Annotated in this window: 11 protein-coding genes and 1 pseudogene; 4 read left to right on the top strand and 8 right to left on the bottom strand. The window is 56.3% G+C overall.

All coding sequences use genetic code 11. The features are described from left to right. Nucleotides 1–677 precede the first annotated feature (677 nt). A pseudogene (locus NMQ09_RS21235) lies at nucleotides 678–830 on the top strand (GIY-YIG domain-containing protein); the annotation flags it as partial. 26 nt (nucleotides 831–856) lie between these two features. Beyond that, nucleotides 857–2,698, top strand: a complete 1,842-nt coding sequence (locus NMQ09_RS17790) for a DUF262 domain-containing protein (RefSeq protein ID WP_255191920.1) — start codon at nucleotides 857–859, stop codon at nucleotides 2,696–2,698. A 357-nt stretch (nucleotides 2,699–3,055) separates the two neighbouring features. Here the strand turns inward: NMQ09_RS17790 and NMQ09_RS17785 are convergent, their stop codons facing one another. The 4 genes from NMQ09_RS17785 to NMQ09_RS17770 all read right to left on the bottom strand — a co-directional run bounded on the left by NMQ09_RS17785 (nucleotide 3,056) and on the right by NMQ09_RS17770 (nucleotide 8,160). Then, entirely contained in the window at nucleotides 3,056–3,808 is a 753-nt protein-coding gene (locus NMQ09_RS17785) for a hypothetical protein (protein ID WP_255191919.1), read from the bottom strand. Between the two features lie 150 nt (nucleotides 3,809–3,958). Next, nucleotides 3,959–4,375: a hypothetical protein gene (locus tag NMQ09_RS17780; protein WP_255191918.1), complete on the bottom strand. Its 417-nt coding sequence runs from the start codon at nucleotides 4,373–4,375 to the stop codon at nucleotides 3,959–3,961. 107 nt (nucleotides 4,376–4,482) lie between these two features. After that, on the bottom strand, nucleotides 4,483–7,395 hold the full coding sequence (locus NMQ09_RS17775; RefSeq protein ID WP_255191917.1) for a helicase-related protein: 2,913 nt from the start codon (nucleotides 7,393–7,395) through the stop codon (nucleotides 4,483–4,485). Nucleotides 7,396–7,701: 306 nt separating this feature from the next. After that, the gene (locus tag NMQ09_RS17770) at nucleotides 7,702–8,160 is read right to left on the bottom strand and encodes a winged helix-turn-helix domain-containing protein (RefSeq protein WP_255191916.1); all 459 of its coding nucleotides are present in this window, start codon (nucleotides 8,158–8,160) and stop codon (nucleotides 7,702–7,704) included. Between the two features lie 144 nt (nucleotides 8,161–8,304). Here NMQ09_RS17770 and NMQ09_RS17765 point away from each other — a divergent pair, with 144 nt between their 5' ends. Further along, a complete protein-coding gene (locus NMQ09_RS17765; protein WP_255191915.1) occupies nucleotides 8,305–8,943 on the top strand; it encodes a DUF7509 family protein in 639 nt (212 codons plus the stop codon). Nucleotides 8,944–8,965: 22 nt separating this feature from the next. Here NMQ09_RS17765 and NMQ09_RS17760 read toward each other — a convergent pair whose 3' ends face one another. Continuing rightward, nucleotides 8,966–9,703 (bottom strand): hypothetical protein, encoded by a 738-nt coding sequence (locus tag NMQ09_RS17760; protein WP_255191914.1) that lies wholly within the window; start codon nucleotides 9,701–9,703, stop codon nucleotides 8,966–8,968. Nucleotides 9,704–10,180: 477 nt separating this feature from the next. On the opposite strand from NMQ09_RS17760, the gene NMQ09_RS17755 reads away from it, so the two are divergent. Next, entirely contained in the window at nucleotides 10,181–10,666 is a 486-nt protein-coding gene (locus tag NMQ09_RS17755; RefSeq protein WP_255191913.1) for a hypothetical protein, read from the top strand. Nucleotides 10,667–10,881: 215 nt separating this feature from the next. On the opposite strand, the gene pglZ is transcribed toward NMQ09_RS17755, so the two are convergent. From pglZ to pglX, 3 genes are read right to left on the bottom strand one after another with little or no spacing between them, the layout of a single operon-like run. Continuing rightward, nucleotides 10,882–13,074 carry a BREX-5 system phosphatase PglZ gene (gene pglZ / locus NMQ09_RS17750; protein ID WP_255191912.1) on the bottom strand — a complete coding sequence of 731 codons (2,193 nt, stop codon included), beginning with the start codon at nucleotides 13,072–13,074 and terminating at the stop codon, nucleotides 10,882–10,884. A gap of 2 nt (nucleotides 13,075–13,076) precedes the next feature. Beyond that, complete coding sequence (locus NMQ09_RS17745) at nucleotides 13,077–13,616, bottom strand: hypothetical protein (protein WP_255191911.1); 540 nt, start codon at nucleotides 13,614–13,616, stop codon at nucleotides 13,077–13,079. Further along, the gene (pglX, locus tag NMQ09_RS17740) at nucleotides 13,616–17,821 is read right to left on the bottom strand and encodes a BREX-5 system adenine-specific DNA-methyltransferase PglX (RefSeq protein ID WP_255191910.1); all 4,206 of its coding nucleotides are present in this window, start codon (nucleotides 17,819–17,821) and stop codon (nucleotides 13,616–13,618) included. The genes NMQ09_RS17745 and pglX overlap by 1 nt, the downstream gene beginning before the upstream one ends.

Raw genomic sequence — 17,821 nt, 5'->3', positions numbered from 1 at the left:
CATCCCTGTGTCTCTATCCTGTAGTAGATACGCCGTCTTCTTATAACTTTGCTTTGCATAGTGCTCAGTATAGGGCATAGCAAAAGCTTTCACAAATGACGATCTGCTATGACCTACGATGAGTATAGTGCAACCAGACATGGTCAACGAGCGGTATTCACCGACAGAAAAAGATGAGCAGGTCCTCGAGGCGCTAAAAGACGGTCGTGAACGTGGTGACCCATGGGGACGCGCAAACCCACGGTGGCTGATGGATGAGACGGGCCTCTCGAAAAGTAATGTAGAGTTCTGTCTCCGAAGCCTTCGCAGCGCCGGTTGGGTCCGTCGACCATCGCGTGGTCTTTATGAGCTTGTTGAAGATCCTCGAGAAGATGGTGAGCCAGAGAGTACTGATCTAGATAAAATGTAGCTGTCCAGCAGAGTATCATAGAATACGTCTCACACCACCTATCTGGCATTTATGCGGGCCTCAGTTCATACTTCACTCTTCGAGTCTCCCACCTTTAGATTCTGTTTAGATCCTGAGCACCGGAATATTCTGCATGAGGGCTATTGGCTAACGTTCTCAGAGGAGATAGGTGACACAGACATCAGGAAACACCATCCAGAGATTTACTTTTAGCTCTCAACGATGGAGAACCCATGACTCACGCTCAGATAATTAGCTCGGAAATTATAGTCGAAGCAAGAAAATCCGCGGATCAGGCCTTTGGAACGTGAACCACGTCGATGAAGAATGTGACTCGATATTTCTTGGCTACTTGAGCGAGACTATCGGGAACAGAGGATTTGTGAAACCCGATCAACAGTCTTCAACAGGAGTATTTTAGTGTCTGGTCACACCAGTATCGTGACAATGAGCTTCCAATCTAAAACTATCGCCAACGCCATTCAGGAACTCAATACGGCGACCTTCGTCCCCGCTATCCAACGAGAATTCGTTTGGACCGAAGAACAAATCATCCAACTCTTCGATTCGATCCTTCGAGATTACCCAATCGGGTCTCTCCTCTTTTGGCGCGTTCGGGGTGACCTCGCCCAAGAGCAAATTAAGTACAAATTCGTTCAACATTACGTCACAGATCCGGTCCACCCGGAGAGTTTAGGGAACGTCCACCACCGTAATCCCGAGGTCGAAGACTACGAGGACGTCCCTAACGGGATTCAGCTAGTCCTCGACGGCCAACAGCGACTCACCGCGCTCTACATTGGATTACAGGGAACACTGACGACTAAGCAGAAACACCGCCATCGAACCAACCCGAACGCATGGGACCGAAAGCAGCTCTATCTCAACGTCCTCTCCGACCCTGACGAGATTAGCGACGACGACCTCAAGATGAGGTATGAGTTCGAGTTTAAAACGGATCCCGAGATGTCCGAGGCCGAATACTGGTATCGGGTCAAGGACATCCTCGAACTCAACGAATACGACGGCATCCATGATATCACTGAAGAGATTGATGCTGAACTCTCCGAGCAGGAGATCCACCATCCCACCCAGTGGAAGTTCATCAATAAGAATCTCACCTCCCTCTATCGTGCTGTTCACGAGCGTAGTCTCATCAACTACGACGAGAAAGAAGAGGACGACCTAGGGAAAGTCCTCGATATGTTCATTCGAACGAATCGTGGCGGAACCCAACTTAGTACATCCGAAGTCCTGCTCTCGATTGCGACTGCTCAATGGGCAAATGGGAGCGGAGCAGACGCCATCAACGCTCGAGAAGAGATCACGGAGTTCATTGATGACCTCAATCGTCGACGACAGGATGCCGGCTTTAGCTTCGATATCGATTTTGCCCTCCGAAATCTTCTGATGTGTTCCGACTTACCGACCTCTGAGTCTGTTCGCCATTTCAACCAGTCGAACCTACAGAAGATGAAGCAGACTTGGACGGATAACGGCAAGATGCAGCAGGCGGTACGAAATGCCGTTGACCTCGTCGTTGATTTCGGACTTGACTCCCGCAGCCTTACAAGTCGGAATGCCTTGGTTCCGATTGCGTATTTCTTCTATACCAACGACAACCCAAACCTCGAATGGAGTAGCGGTCACGAGGAAATTTCGGCTCGAGAAGAGATTCACCAGTGGCTCTGTACGTCGATTCTCAACGGGACATTTTCCGTCGGTCGAGGTGCTATCGAACGGGCGCGGTCACTGATGCAGACTGCGCCTGCTATGACGTTCCCTGGCGACGAGATCCACCGCGAACTCCGGAGCGATGGTAGAGTCTCCAGATTCGACCGCGACCTACTGGAACTGCAACTCGACAGCCTCGAATACGGGAGTCGAAAGATCTTCTCTTTCCTCTCACTGCTGTACCACCCCGGACCAGCGCGGAGCAACACTCGCCACGATGTCGACCACATCTTTCCGCAGGACCAATTCGATACAGAAACACTAGTTCAGAACTACGGGTTAGACTCCATAGAGGCAGAACGATACACCGAACTCAAGGACCGACCTGGGAATCTCCAGCTCCTAAACGAGAACGAAAACCGGTCGAAGAGTGGGCAGTCCTTCCTCGAGTGGCTTAAATCACAAGATGAATCTTACTTCGAAAAGCATCATATCCCGCAGAACGAGGACCTTCACCAATTAGAGAACTTCCCAGAGTTCATTGAGAAGCGCGAAGAACTAATCATCGAAGACCTGCTTGATAAATTCGGCCCTGAGGAGACCCAAGACGCGTAACCCTGACCGGATAGTGCCATTAATTCACTGACAGTAATTCGACTATATGTCGATTCTCGATGACTGATGCACCATTAGCATCCCCGTCAACCGATGGACGACAACAAGGGATTCGGCGAAGGAATGACTAGGGGATGTCTACCGCCACCGCCAGTACAAAGACCAATGGTAAGTGGAGACTGACGAACAAGCACTGAGCCTGAGTCGATATCTCGCTGGACTCATCCAGGAAGGTCGTTGGCAACGAATCAACGACAATTAAGACAAAGCGGTTCGTGTATTAGTTTTCTTCTGAACCAGTTAACGGGAAATCCAGTGGGGCGATTGTTCTAACCTAATAGGTGGAATAGGTACCTATTACTCAATCGAATCAACCACTTCCTGAATTCGTGGAATATCACCAAGAGCAGCCTCGAACCAGGCGTCATGCTGCGTAACGCGATCGGATGGATTTGACCGCCCTGGTGGTTCGTCCCCGTTCCGAGGAGCCGACCGCTGCCAATCGAAGATCACCCAGTGAAGATGAAATGGATCCAGCTCGGCGCTCAACTGAGGAAACTCCTCACGAATAGCTCGACATAGCCGTTCATATTCATGGATGTCTTTCGTCGACGGGTAATCGTCTAACCCGAGAACGCGAAGAGCGTTTCCATCGATACACATCTTCTGCGTATAACCAAGCATCGCGAAAATAAAGGGGGCCTTCACAGTTCCAATATACCCGAGCCGGTCCAGCGCTATTTCGTGGGCAGAGTACAGGTCATCAGCTTCAAGAGAGACCGCAATCTCGTTCCAGACAGTCTCATCGTCAAGACTTCGTCTCATATGCTTCCGTTTTTGGGTGTGATAGTTGACGCTCGCCAACGCTGTCTTGAGGTCGTAACCGGCCATGAGACGGGCCACTGCCTCGTCTTGCTTGTCAGCCGTCGTCCGAATGCTGATCACCGCATTGATGTACGAGAGTTTGAGATGGGCGATTTTCCCATCGCGATCGGTGTCCTCGAGACGTTCACGGATAGCGTCGAGCTTCGACCAGATTCTCGTATATGACTCTGTGTGAGTCCGGTAGTGCGAGCGGATATGGCGCCGGGTATTGTCGTCTACTCGCATATGTCAGCCGTATGTCTACGCACCTACCACACCGAAGGCAATATTATTAATCCACAGAAACTGTTATCTTATCCGTGAATTTAATCAATATATACTAGTCGGAACTACTGACTGTCAGTGATATAATAACAATCAACGAACGTTTGGAGGTCACGTTGTTCGCTCGAGGAACGTAGATATCGAGGCATCCCCCATCGAGCGGTCGTATTCCCCTGTAATCTCCTCGTGAGACCACGTTTCCGTTTCGTTCAGTCGAATGAGTTCCCCATCCATCCAGTGAACGAGGTGCTGGATCGTCGCTGAATCATCGTCTGGCTGGAGCGATTCGATTCTCGAGATCATCACTCCGAATCCGGGGTCTCTCACGAGTAAGTATTGCCCCGGACGGACGCTTCCATCCGGATCCTCGATGAAACGAGTTCCGTCCACCCACACTTGCAGCGAGTCGCCCTCTACCAGAACGAAGTCCGCCGCCGGGAAATAGCCGTCTGCGTCACAATTTGGTCGGTCGCATTGACTGACGATCACGCTCGGCTTCTCGACGGGCTGCTCTGTCGATCCATCCATTCGGTTCTCTGATAGCCGATCTGGGCCGACAGTAATAGGTCTTGATACCCTCGATCAGTTCGCTCCTCATAGCGCTGGCTGTGAGAACCCGGAGCAGGTGGGTGCAATCAAACAGGGAGCACCAGACAACGTGCCTCGATTTCAGGCGCGAGTGAGATGACCTGTGATTTCCGTCGCAGCTCTTCGCGCCGGGTCTCGAGTCGTTCCTCTAACTTCGAGAGGCGTTGTCGCTGTCTTCGGATCGCAATCGACATGTCAGAGCCGGCGTCGGCTCGTTGTTCGTACTCGTCGATGAACTGTTCAATCCGCATCCGTTCGGCCTCGGCATACTCACGAAGGTCGTCTAACTCTTGCTCTGTCTCTGCCTCTCGACGGCTCTGCAGCCCATTCTTGAGTGACACAACGTGTGTACTGACGTATTCGTCTGCAGCGTTACGGAGATCACCCTCCGCCTCTAGAAGCGTCTGGACTGTCCGTTCGTCCGGCGAGCCCTGGACGCTTTCTGCCTCGAGTACGCGACGACCCAGTCGTTGCTGTGGGTCGTGATAGTCCATGTCCACGAATACGGGGCGTAACTCCTCTCGAATCACTTCGCCCGTCCCATCCTCGAACCGAACCCGGTAATTGTACGTAATCCCGGGCGTCTCGACGAACGGGAGGAGTTTGAGCCCCACCTCTCCCCGATTCTCATCGAGGATCTGTTCCATGAGCCCTTGGACCAGCGCCGAATCCGGTGAGACGTATTCTATCCCTTCGTGGTCCATCGCGAACTCGCGACTGAAGGTGAACGGACCGTACTCGGGTTGTGAAACCCGTGTTCCGATCAATTCGGGCAACTCAGCACGGTACATGTTGGCTCCTGCGCTTTCGATCTCGCCCCCAAGGGTCCGCACACCGCGCTCGACGAACTCCCGAATGTCCGCCTCGGTTCCGTAGACGCCTTCGGAGTCGTCGACGACTTGTTGGATCTTTCGCCGACTCTCCTCGTCGAACGTGCTCGTGTCGATGAGGCTTCGGTCGTACCACTCCTCAAGCGTCCGCTGGCGTTCATCGATCAATGCCTTGAGTTCTGCTTTGGTTGCGCTCGCGGGTTCGTCGTTTCGGATCGAGCGCATGATGAGCGAGTCGAGGTCGATCTCATCGAGCATCCCCAACACGTCGGCCGTGTTCCCGAGTTTCCCACGGATGTTTTCGACCTTGTTCTGGAGCATCTCGAAAATCTCCCCCTCCCTCGTTTCCTCGAACGAGAAGTTCCACACCTTCACCTCCTTGTCCTGGCCATAGCGGTGGATCCGGCCGATGCGTTGCTCGAGCCTGTTCGGATTCCACGGCAGCTCGTAGTTCACCATGATGTGGCAGCTGTGCTGGAGGTCGATCCCTTCACTCGCCGCGTCGGTCGCGAAAAGCAGCCGTGACTGTCCATAGTTGAACTCGTCTTCGATCTGGGTGCGATCTTCCTTGTCCACGTCCCCATGGACGACGAGGATTTCGTCAGCCCACGGCTCGTCTTTCACGAGATCAAGGAGATACTCGAGTGTGTCCCGATACTCGGTGAACAGCAGGACCTTCTCGTTCGGTTGTTCCTCGAGCAGCTGTTGGATGAATCGGCGGACCTTCTGTGCCTTCGAGTCGACGGGGATGCGTTCGGCGAGGGTGATGAGGTCCCGAAGCGTCTCGATTTCCTCTTCGAGCTCAGCATCGCTTTCGGTGACGGTCAATCCCGCGAGTTCAGCTTCGACTCGCTGTTTATCGTCCTCGTCGAGATCCTCCCCCTCTAAGTATGCGTTCGCCTCCTCTGAGAGCGCCGTTCCCGTCGATTGCTCGGCGACGAGATTACGCAGTCGTCGACTGAGTGTTGCCCTGATGGCACCGATGCTGCTCACGAGGCGCTTTTGCATGAGCGCCATCGCGAACCCGACCGCGGGTTCGTTGAGTCGCTCAGAGCGGTTGTAGACGTATTTGACGTAGTCAGTGACAGCGCGGTAGAACGCGCGTTCTTCGTGGCTCATCTCGACCGGGACCGTCCTGACGTCTCGATCCGGGAAGATGCGCTCGCCGTCGTCGTCGTAGATGGTTTGCTTTCCACGGCGGATCATCACCCGGTCGACGGTGTCTCGAGTCAACTCCCGATCCTCGGCGACGAGGAACGGGTCGATGTACTCGACAAGCGACCGGAACGCATTGCCTTTCCCGTCGTGTGGTGTGGCACTGAGCAACAGAAGCGCATCTGAGTTCCCTGCAACCCGTTCAACCATCTTCGCCGCTTTGTTCGCTGACTCGCCACGCTTGGCGGCTTTGTGGGCTTCGTCGGCGACAACCACGTCCCAAAAGGCGTCCTCGAGTTCGGGCTGGAACTCGTCCTGACGGAGGAAGGCCATGCTTGTCACCAGTCGCTGGTGGTCCTGATTCCAGATGTTGGCTTCCTCGCCGAGACGTCGACGCTCACCCTCGACCCACTTCCGATCGGCCGGCGTGAGCTCGATGTCAAAAAAGCGGTCCATGTCACGGATCCACTTCTTCTGGAGGTGAGCGGGAACGACGAAGAGAACGCGGTCGGCGCGATTACGCGCTGTGAGTTCCTTCAGGATCAATCCCGCCTCGATGGTCTTCCCGAGACCGACGTCGTCGGCGATGAGTGCCCGCTGGCGGAGTTTCTGCATTACCCAGTTGACACACTCGAGTTGGTAGGGCTCGAGGCGAACCAGCGAGTTCGAGATGCTCAGGAGTTGTCCCTGCTCGTGGGCGATTTGTAGCTGGAGCGCCTGCGAACGGAGATCGAACCACTCAGCGGAGACGGTGTCGTGCTTGGGATGGAGGTCACCCGCTGTGTTCGGAGAGAGTGTCTCGAGGGAATCCTCCTGAGGTTCGATTTCGACGTCGTCGAGACAGACTGTTTTCACGCCGATATTCTCGACGTACGCACGCAGGTACTCGAGATCGCCGACAGTATACGTTTTAATGACCTCGGCCGGCTCACCATTGAGAAAAATTGTGTCGCCGGGACCGTATGTAGCATCCATTTTTCGTTAGTGTCCAAACCATACGTTGAACATAGTATGAATGTTCTCCACCACAACACGTACAACGGATCCCTCCTCTCAAAGGAATCCACGGTTGCGGGCTCAGGCACGATTTTGGGATCAACCAGTTCAAGCGTGACTCGTACTCTTGTCTGAACAAGATGCACAAGCCCCAATCGCCCAACCCCTAATTTCGTCCGTTCTGTTGGCGATCTCGCTTTCAGTCGCTCAAAAGAGGCTGACGCTGATCGAAGCCAAGATACTCGACTGGAAATGCGTCGGTGAGTGGAGACAGCCCACTGCTATCTACTTGGAAAAGTGTTCCCGAATTTCGCGTTCCTGGGCAGCGAGTTTCTTCACACCGTCCTCGAGGCCCTCAGTGAGCACCGTCTCACCGAGGGGCGTCAAGGTGTAGTAGGAGTACGGCTCCGTCGTACCACTTCGAGGTTCACGCTGATTTCGGATGAGCGCCGTCTGTTTGAGTTGGCGAAGGTGGTAGTGGAGATCGTTTGCATCTCGATCGACTAACTTCGAGATCTGGCCGGTGCTGAGTCGCTCATGTACCGAGAGCGCGCGCATAATCTTCGAGCGTAACGGGTCCGCAGCGATGCGGTACATCTTGTAGTAATCCTCCTCGGTGAAGAGACTATCCTCAGGGAGATCGAGGTCAAACGGTGGTCGATCGTCTCCATTAGAATCGTCATTTTGGCGTTCAGGAAATGCCAGGCCGCCGTCGGGCAGCGTTTCGGGGGGAGTCTCCGTCATACGTTTTACCTCCGTATCAGGTGATACAGCACCAAGCATCTTAACAGTCCTTACCGTAGTGGAAGTGAAGATAGTTCCATCGGTAGAACCAACTCGTCTCTTATCAAGGCTTTTATCGTCAGAATTTGAGAAGAGACTGGTGAAATGAGAGAACGACTCATCACTGAACTAGAGGACAGCCCCTATTTGGAGTCCACTGTCTCCAAGCCACACTTCCTCGTGTACCTGATGGGACCGTACAAATCCTATCCCCCATATCCCACCCCACCTACGCACGACGTGTCGAATGCGGCGACAAGCCGTCCTACACTTAACGAGATCAACGATCGTATTGAGGATGATCAAGACTTCTCTTCGAACGTCGACGATGCACTCGCACTTCTTCTCTACCTTCGCGATGAACTTCGAGAGAAAGCAGGCGTGAACGCGTTTATCGCCACAGACCCACAGATCGAGACCGATGAAATCGATGCCGCTACACAAAGTCTTGCGTTCACACGGGCAGCGAACGCCACCATTTTCGTGACACCTGCGATGGGGGACAATTTGGGTGTTGGAATCGAAACCGGCGCCATCTGCGAGAGTCTACCTGCACCTGCGCTCCTCGAGGAGGTGTTGTTCACCGAAGAACGCGACGTCGACAGCGAAATGATCCGTGCAGTCAGTGATCGATGGCACGTCACGACAGATGACTTCGCGAACTATCAGGAACTTATCCAGGCAGTGAAAGCCCACCTTCGTATTATCGCTCAGAACCAACTCTCTACTACGACGACCTACTGACTGAATCTCACCGAGTGGATCGTTATTCGATCGACAGCGTCCACTCACCACCAGCCTCTACCGTTATCCAGTTCACACCCTCGGTGTCTACGGTTGTTTCGCCTTCGAACTCACCAGTTTCGAAGAACATCGCGTCGGCGAATTCCGCCTCCTGTGGGAGCGCATCGATCTGGAAGTTGCCCTCCGCGTCGTGGGTCGCTGCGGCGACTTCGGTCCCATCCAAACGGACCGGTCCAAGGAGCGTGCTTACTTCACCCTCGAATTCGACGGGCGGTTCGATCGCATCACCCTCTTCAGCCACCGGCTGGACTATTGTTATCGTCCACTCTATCTCCGACTCGTCGAGATCGAAGTCGACGAACAGCAAGTCGATTTCGAACACGTAGGGTCCTTCCGTTGCCATCACACCACCGACGCCACGGGGACCGTCATCAGTCATCACGATCACCCGCTCCATATCCTGATCGGCTTGCGGAATAGCGTGGGCGTGAATCGAGGCATCTCCATCGTATTCCACCATGGCAATGACAGGCCCATCGTCGAGTTCAACTTCGTCAGTGACTCGCTGCCCGGCACCCTCGAACTCAAAGTCTGCTTCGAGGTCGACCTCGGTGTCGAAGTCGAGTACGTTCTCTCCCCCATCTGCTTCGTCGTTGTCTGCGCCAGCTACGCTAACCGCGCCGATGGCCGTGATGATGAGTGTACCCGCCGTTTTGAGTACACTTCGCCTGCCGTAAGTAGTAATGTTCCCCCCATACATGACAGGTACCGTGCTAGCCATAATATAGCCCTATTAGCGATTCCATAGACGGTCCACGAGTCGATATTGTAATCAAAGCTGAAGTTTGATTCACATCATTATCAACTGCTGTTCAAAAATCACAGAGGAGAACGTAATGAGTGGCAGACAGCGACAATGCGATGGTCAAGCCATATCGATTTATATTCGGTTGGAACGAGGGGTTCAAAAAACATGTTCCGCTACAAGCCGCTGGATAGTCGGTCTCTGTACGGATGAGTTTGGCAGGTGAGCTTCTACTAAGGAAACCGAGTAAGATGAACGGGTTAGCTATTGAGATTAACTGGGTATTTGTGTCGCTTAGAAAAGTCGGTAATATGGCCACACCATGTGTACATCTTCACTGAACTTCCCCATTCGGACCTTAGGATCGAGCTCGACAAATGAGAATGTGAAACAATAGCACGGCTCTATAACGGGTCCCAGTGCAGAAGGATTATGGCAGGGGAGCAATCTGCGCCGGACGACCATTTTGACGAACAGGTGGAAAAGCGCGGTAGATTCCGTGCGATTGCGTGGATTCGGCTCTTTGCATCAGTGCTTATGGGCCTGGTTATTGGGGGCCTCCTCGCGTGGATGTCCTTGAATATCGGGGGCTCAGAAGTATTGTTCATCGTCGGGCTCGTTGGTTCGACTTGGTACCTGTACCGGAAGCCGTCGACGTGGCTGACGATCGGTACGGGACTCTACATCTCCGCTGGATTGTTGGTGTTGACGCCAATTCTGTTCTACATCCCAGTGATGTTCGGCGCAGGGGAAGGACTCGAGGGAGCGGGCGAATTCTTTGGCAGTCTAATAGGGCTGGTCGTCTGGGCATTTGTGTTCTTCCTAATTGCGCTCGTAATATTCGCGCTTGGATATTTCGTGAATAAGAAAGGGAGGCAAAAGGTGAGCACCCAGGAGGAAAGCCCCCAATCGAGTTAACTGACATAATCGAGACCATCGCTCGATCTCCTCGTAGTGATCGAACTCCAGGATCTTTCGGGTCACCTCGTAAAATTCGCCCTATATTGTTGGGCTTGATCTCGAGTCCCTCCTGAACAGAATTCTCGATGTGACACACATCTCTGCAACCCCGTCCCCAAGATGGTCGCGTTCTTCTTTGTTCAGTGGTGGATTCGAATGATAGTCTTCAGCGACTATTCTTGGGTGATCGTAATAAAGTTCAGTACGAACTCCTGTGGGAGGATCCCACCGTGGAAGAATCGGTTATTGGAAGGCCCCCGTTTGCTGAATCGTTGAAGGGGATCTGATAGAATACCGATCTTCGTATCCGAATCGAGGTAGCCGAGGTGGGTGTTTTCGTCCAGCAGAACGCCTGCCTTGTCGTAATCGACGTCTGAACCGGCGATCCATCGGCGTGTAACCTTCTCAGCGCCGTGAGGTGGTCTCAGCGAATCAATAGTTGGTTCTGTTGGATGGGTCACAAACCCGTGGTCCGTAAGGATGTACGCCCGATCCCACTCGCCCTGATCGATCTTCTCGCAGATAATCCGTGTAATCGTCTCGAGACGGTCGCGAAACACGTCCTCGAAGTCGGTCAGTTCGTTCTCGCCGGCTTCGTCGATGTCGTTCCAGTAGTAGACGACGCGAGTGCTACTCCAACCCGTCTCCTCGCCTCCCTGGGTGATGTAGCTCCAGCCGTCGTTCGTCAGTAGCTCTCTTCGTTGGTAGTTAGTGATTCGACGGCCGTTTCGAACGGGAACGAGATCGCCGTCTCGGAGTTCGACTTTGAAGCTGAACTTGCTCCCGGGGGTGAGCGCCGCCTTGCCGAACTCGGTGTCCGAGGGGAGCGTCCCGACCCACGGGGTTTCATCGACCTCGAGCTCCGGCAGCTCGCGGCGGATGGACTCGGCGAGCTCGTGTGCGAGGTCGAACCGCAGGGCGTCGATGATAAACAGCGCGACGCTCTGGCCGCTCTGGAGGTACTCCGACTCCTCGTCGAAGAACTGGTGGGCGTGGCGCTTGCCGACGAACGGCGCGCCGGAGTCGATCTGTTCGACGACGAGATCGCCCAGCTCCGAGAGGTACTCGAGGTAGCTGTCCTCGACGAGCGAGGTGCGCAGGTCTGCGAGCGTCGCCGTCGCGGGGTGCTCCTCGGGGAGGTCGGCCTCGGGTTCCCCGGAGATGACGAGGTTGAACACCGCGTTGTCGATCTGCCAGGTACCGTTCTCGACGTCGCCGTAGAGGTCGACGACGTCGCCGTCGTCGCGTTCCGCCCAGGACTCGAGTTCGGCGGCGAGGTCGGCGACGTCGATCGCCTGCTTCCACACGTTCGTCCACGGGACGTCGCCGAAGGTGCGCTCGAGGGCGCGATGGCGCGCTCGCGCGTGGGTGGCGCAGGTCTCGTAGTCGCTCTCCTGGAAGTGATGAATCCACTCGTCCCAGAGACGAGTCTCGAGGGTGCCGTCGACGGGGCACTCGACGAGCGTCCAGGGCTCGTCGTAGGTTCGGATCACGTCGTGCCAGAACCGGCGCTCGGGGTCGAGGTAGATCGCCGCCAGTTCGTCGGGTCGTTCGGTCTTGCTCAGCGTCGAGCGAAGTTCAGGCCGGGAGATGCCGATACTCGAGCCGCTTCCGGGGAGATACTCCTCGGGGAGCAAAGAGGCCTCGAGGCCTTCGTCGACGAGCCACTCGGCGACCGCCCAGCGACGGGTTCGCTCGACGATCGTCTCGGCGTCGGTGACGCCCTCTACGGCGGCGACGCCCTGGTCGACGAGGAGGTCGCGGATCTGCACGACCTTTTCCTGGTGCCCCTCGTCCTCGGCGCCGTCGTCGGAGAAGCCCTCGACGCCGTACTCGAGGACGAACCGCACGGGATCATCGTGGCCATCGAGGACGATCTTGGTCTGGAGCGCCTGCAGCGAGGGGAGGCCGCCCTGGCCGTCGAGTTCCCGGTAGAGGGTCTTCGCGACCTTGTCGCGGTCGTCCTCCTCGAGGTCGTCGTCCACCGTGGCGTCCTCGAAGGCAGCCCGGAGCGAGGCGGCCTGGAGGCGATCACGTTCGAAACACCGTGCGGCGAGCTTGCCGATGTGGAGCTTGAGGACGCTACCGGTGTTCTCGACGTCCTTGAACCAGTCGACGTCCTCGTCCGGGGTCTCGGGGACGTACCAGACCGTCTTCCCCCGCGGGGGTTCGGCCCGAAGCTCGAGGAGGGTTCGCTCGGCTTTCCGGAAGGTACAGCCGAGGGTGGCGCTCACGTTTCGCACGAGGTCCTCGAGGTAGCCGCCCTCGTCCCACCAGAGGACGACCGGCTCGTCGTCGACGGCGTCGGCGATGGCGGTCTCGAGGGCGTCGTGGGCACACTGTGGAAGGGTTTTGGTCGCTGGCATGATCACTGGGTGGCGGTTTGGGTCACGGTCTCGAGCAATTGTTCGCGCGTTTCGGTTCCGATTCGGGCGACGCCGCGACGCTCGTAGGTGAGGACGGTCCGGCCGTCCGTCTCGAGGGCCTCGAGGTCGAGTTCCTCGAGTGCGCTCCGTGCGGCGCTGAGACACCAGATCGAGCCCGGCTTCGCAGCTTCTACGAGATCCGGCCACGCCTCGCCAACCGTCATCTCGAAGACGTCCGTCGACAGCAGGACGACCATCACGTCAGCGTCCGTGGCAGCGCCTCGGAGTTCCTCCCTCGCTGCGGCCGTCATCTCCTCGAAGCCGACGGGGGTTCCTCGAGTCTCGAGGTCGGCGACGCGTTCGTGACCGCGGGCGGCGCCGAACTCCTCGGAGAGGACGTGGAGCGTCGTGTCGGTGTGGTCGGCCAGTTCCTCTTGGAGGCCTGCGACCGTCCCGAAGAGTCCCTCGTAGTACTCCACGAGAGGCAGGTCACGGTCCTCGGCCGTCGTGTTGGATCCTTCCGCGAAGACGTGGGCCTTCATCAGATCACCTTCTCGTCGACGATTTCGGGGACGATCTCCGCCTCGGCGAGCGGCGTGACGTTGATCGCGACGCCGTGTTTGTGGTTAGGCTCGTAGCCTCTGGTCGTGATCTCGGAGAGGGCCCGATCCGCCCAGTCCGAAGAGATGTCCTTCGAGATGGCGTCGCACGCGTCCGCGATCTCGTCCGCGAGATCCCGGTACGCCTCGAGGTCGCTCGCCAGTTCCGAGAGCAGCCGTTGCTTGCGGGTGGCGCCGCCGTCGCCGAGTTGGGCCTGCTCGGGCTCCTCGAACTTGTCGTAGTAGTAGGTGGTGAACAGAATGCCGTTGCTCGCGTAGTGGGCGGAGCCGACGAGGTCGTGGTAGTACTCGAAGAGATCGTAGAGGTGGGCCTCGACAGGTTCGGAGCCGTCTTCGGCATACGCTTCGAAGGCCGCCTCGAGGTCCTCGAGTGCGTCGATCCACTCGTCTTTGTTCCCTTGCACTGTGTCGTAGAACGAGGGGCTGAACAGGTCCTCCATATCGATGTCATCGAGGTCGGCCAGCTCCTCGAGTGCCTCGAGTCGCCGTGCGGTTTCTTCCCGGAACTCGGCGACCCTTTCGGCAGCCTCGCGAGCAACCGCCTGGTTCTCCTCGGGCCACTCCCGGGGATCGGGCTGTGCGAGGTCGCTGATCCGATCCTCGAGGGCGGCGATCTGCTCGAGGGCGCTCTCACACCGGCTGTACTCCTCGGCCGCGGCGGCCTTCTCGGAAGCCGAGAGCGATTCGTCGCTCCGGCGGCGGTTGGCCGCGCTACGCCGTTCCCGGAGCAGCGCCTTCCGGGGCTCGAGGTAGCGGTTCTGCAGCTTATCGAAGACGCTGGCGTCGAGCTGGTGGTAGTCGAGCAGGCAGGCGAAGCCCTCGCCGTCGGGATCGGAGACGAGGCGTTCGGTGGTGAGCCGCCACAGAATCGGCACTCGGTCGAACTTCGAGACGTGGTACTCGAAGAGGTCGTCCTCGAGCCACGCCCGGAGGTTGGGGTAGGCTTCCTCGTCGGCCGTCCGACTGCCGAGCACCTGGTCGACCTCGGCCAGCCGATCGGCGGCGTACTCGCCGAAGATGCGCTCGAACTCGTCCTCGAGGCGCTCGAGGAGGTCGGACTCGCGGTCGACGTCCGACAGTGCGACGATTCCGTCGTCGTCCTCGTGGACGATCCGGAGGGCGAGGTGCAACAGCAGGTCTTTGACCATCTCGGGGAAGTTCTCGCCGGGTTCCGTGATGGAATCGGGGTCGTACTCCTCGCGCTCGCGTGGATCTTTGTTCGTTCTAAGAGCAATCTCTTGAAGAATGGTTTCGCGTTGCTCCTCGGAGATGTCAAAGCAGTCGAACACTGCCTCGTCGATTGCGTCGGCGCACTCTTGCAGGTTCGCTTCGATTCGCTCGAGGTGTTTCGCTGCCATGATACCTATGTCGTGTAGCGAAGTATCGGGTGAAGCGATATCCATAGGGGAAATGACATCGAGTTCTTCGCGTAGTTCACGATGAGGATGTTCAGAATAGGGAAGTGATCCCTCAATGCCAAGGACAGATAGAAGCACAGGACCTGTGTAGTGGGGTGAAACAAATTCGTACTGCCGTTTTGAGATCAGATAACCCACGGCCTCACGGGAAAGCGCCTCTAATTCTTCAATATCTTCGAGTTCTTCACGCCAGGGAAGTTTGGAAACCTGTCCAACTTCCCACATTCGCTCGGTGGTCTGTGCGAGCATTAAATATGTAAATAAATGGCTATTTGTGTACGAGAGACCATTCCACGTACATCGGTTCGGAATGAGAACGGAACCTTTATGACCGAATATAGAATCCTCGTGGAGATAACCGAATCGGCGTCCACTTTCTTTTGCGACTGTATATGTCAGTGACTCCTCAAAATAAAATTGAGTGTTCTGAGGTCGAGATCCTCCATACCGCTTTATTTCTCCCCCATCGTTCTTCCAGAGGACTGTATTTTTCACCCTGGGTAAAATCCACGCGTCCTCTCCGCCTTTGGCGAATGGCGGCCACGAATTCAAATCTGAATTCTCCCAAAAGTTCCGAACGAACCTCGAATCATCTGCCGTCGCGAGCCCTTGCTTAATGACACCATATGTGTCATTCCCTTCGACTTTAGCGTTATCCGCATCAAGGACAGTTTTAGACTTATAAACCGATCGCAAGTCGGTCGGAACCCAGTAAGTGATCGGGGTTCCGGGAACCATTTCGAAATCAGACAGTTCACGCTGATATCTTCGCTGGATTCCGTTTTCACTTGAATCGACGAAGGACGAATGTAAAAACGAGCGTTCTTTTTGCGATTTTTTAATATCGTCGAGACGGATAAATGTACCTTCCTGATCACTCTCTATGCCTGAACGTACGACTGTACCCGCAGTCCTAACAGTTGCATTATCAAGAATGTCTATGCCGAATTCAGCCAAGAAATCGAATGATCCCGCACCTCCAATAAAATCTTCCCGGAAGTCCTGAAATGACTTGAGGAACATGAACGATCGGGGAACGAGCATCCCAATTCGTCCATACGCCTTTACCAAATTGTCACAAACCTCAAAGAAATTGATATAATATTCTGTTGTATACTCGTAATGATGTTCGATATATTTCCGTACAGTAGTAGGCATCCGACCTCCTGAACCATATGGCGGGTTCATCAACGCCACATCGTACTCCTGGGTCAACACCACTAGGAGATTGAGGAAACTTCGAAGATTCTGCTCGCCGAAGGAATCCGACGTTCGCTCGTCGACGGCCTCGCGCAGTGCCTTCAGGAAGGCGTTCAGCGTCTTGGGGCCATCGTCAGTATAGTCAAAGAGGTCCGTCTGGTCCTCGAGGAACTCCGCCGAGAGCGTCCCCTGAACGTCGAGCAAGCTGCCGAGAGCTTCGGTAGTCTGGAACTCCTCGATGATCTCCTCGAGGGCCGCACGGACGTCGGTTCCCTCGCCGGTGATCTCGTTGAGCACCTCGACGGCCTCCTCGACCTCGGCAACGCGGGCGTCGGCACAGACGATTCCGACGTTTGGCAACTCGAAGCCGCCGTCACCCTCCTCTTCGGCGCGGGTGCGGGCTTTGAGGTAGAGGTTGAACGCCGCGAGTTGACACGAACGCAGGTCGATATCGACGCCGTAGAGGTTGTGCTCGAGGATCTTCGCCGGGACCTCCTTCCGGTCGAGGTCGGGACGTTCGGCCCACCAGATACGCTCGAGGACGTCGAAGGCGTACAGCAGGAAGTGCCCGCTCCCACAGGCGGGATCGATGACGCGAATCTCGGAGGGGTCGTCGAACGCGGGTGCCTCGTGGTCGTCCTCGTCGGGGATCAGGTAGGTGCAAAGATTCGGGACGTCCGGAGAGTCTTCTGGCGTGACGAGCCGTTCCTTGCGCTCCTCGATCGAGAGTTCCTCGGGGTCGGGAACTGTCGATTCCTGGCCGGTGGCCTCGAGGTAGAGCTTCCCCAGCGAGTTGTCGGTGAGCATCCGGACGACCCAGTGGGGCGTGTAGAACTGGTTGGCGGGGCCGACGTCTTCGGGCTCGAGGGTGTTCTTGGCGTCCAGCGCCTCGACGACCGGGCGGTTGTAGTACTCGTAGACCCACCCGAGCACGTCGTCGGCACGCCAGACCTCGTCGGGGACCTCGTCGAGCAAGGTGCAAAGGGCCTCGTAGGTGTCGTCGTCGGGATCCAGCAGGCTGTAGGCCGACGATCGGTCGAACAGGATCTCGATCTCCTCGGCGAGATCGTCACAGGTCCCCTGGTAGGCCTCGAGGATCGCCTCGTCCTCGAGTAAGAACTCCTCGTGGACGAGCGTCTCCGCCGCCGGGGTCAGGCCGTTTTCCTTGAAGACCGTGACCTCCTCCTCGAGGAATCCCCGCACTTCCATACACCGCAGCGCGGCCAGCCGGTTGACCACCGTGTAGCCGACGCCGGTGACGTACTGTTCGACGGCTTCATCCCAGTCGTAGCCGTCGACGGCCTCGAGTTCGATCGCCTCGACGAGCTGGCGAGTCTCCTCCTCGAGATCGTCCGCGTCCTCGGGCTCGATCTCGAGCCCCTCCTGGGTGAGCCGAAAGCGGACGTGGTCCTCGATACGCCCGCGCATCTCCGCGACGACGTCCTCTAAGTGCTCGCGTTCTGCTTTGTCCAGCTGTGCCTTCCGTTCCTGGAGAGTTCCTTTTGCCAT

This window comes from Natronobeatus ordinarius, assembly GCF_024362485.1.
GTDB classification, from domain to species: Archaea; Halobacteriota; Halobacteria; order Halobacteriales; family Natrialbaceae; genus Natronobeatus; species Natronobeatus ordinarius.
Note: the sequence above shows the minus strand (reverse complement) of the source record. Positions and strands in the feature narration are given on the sequence as shown.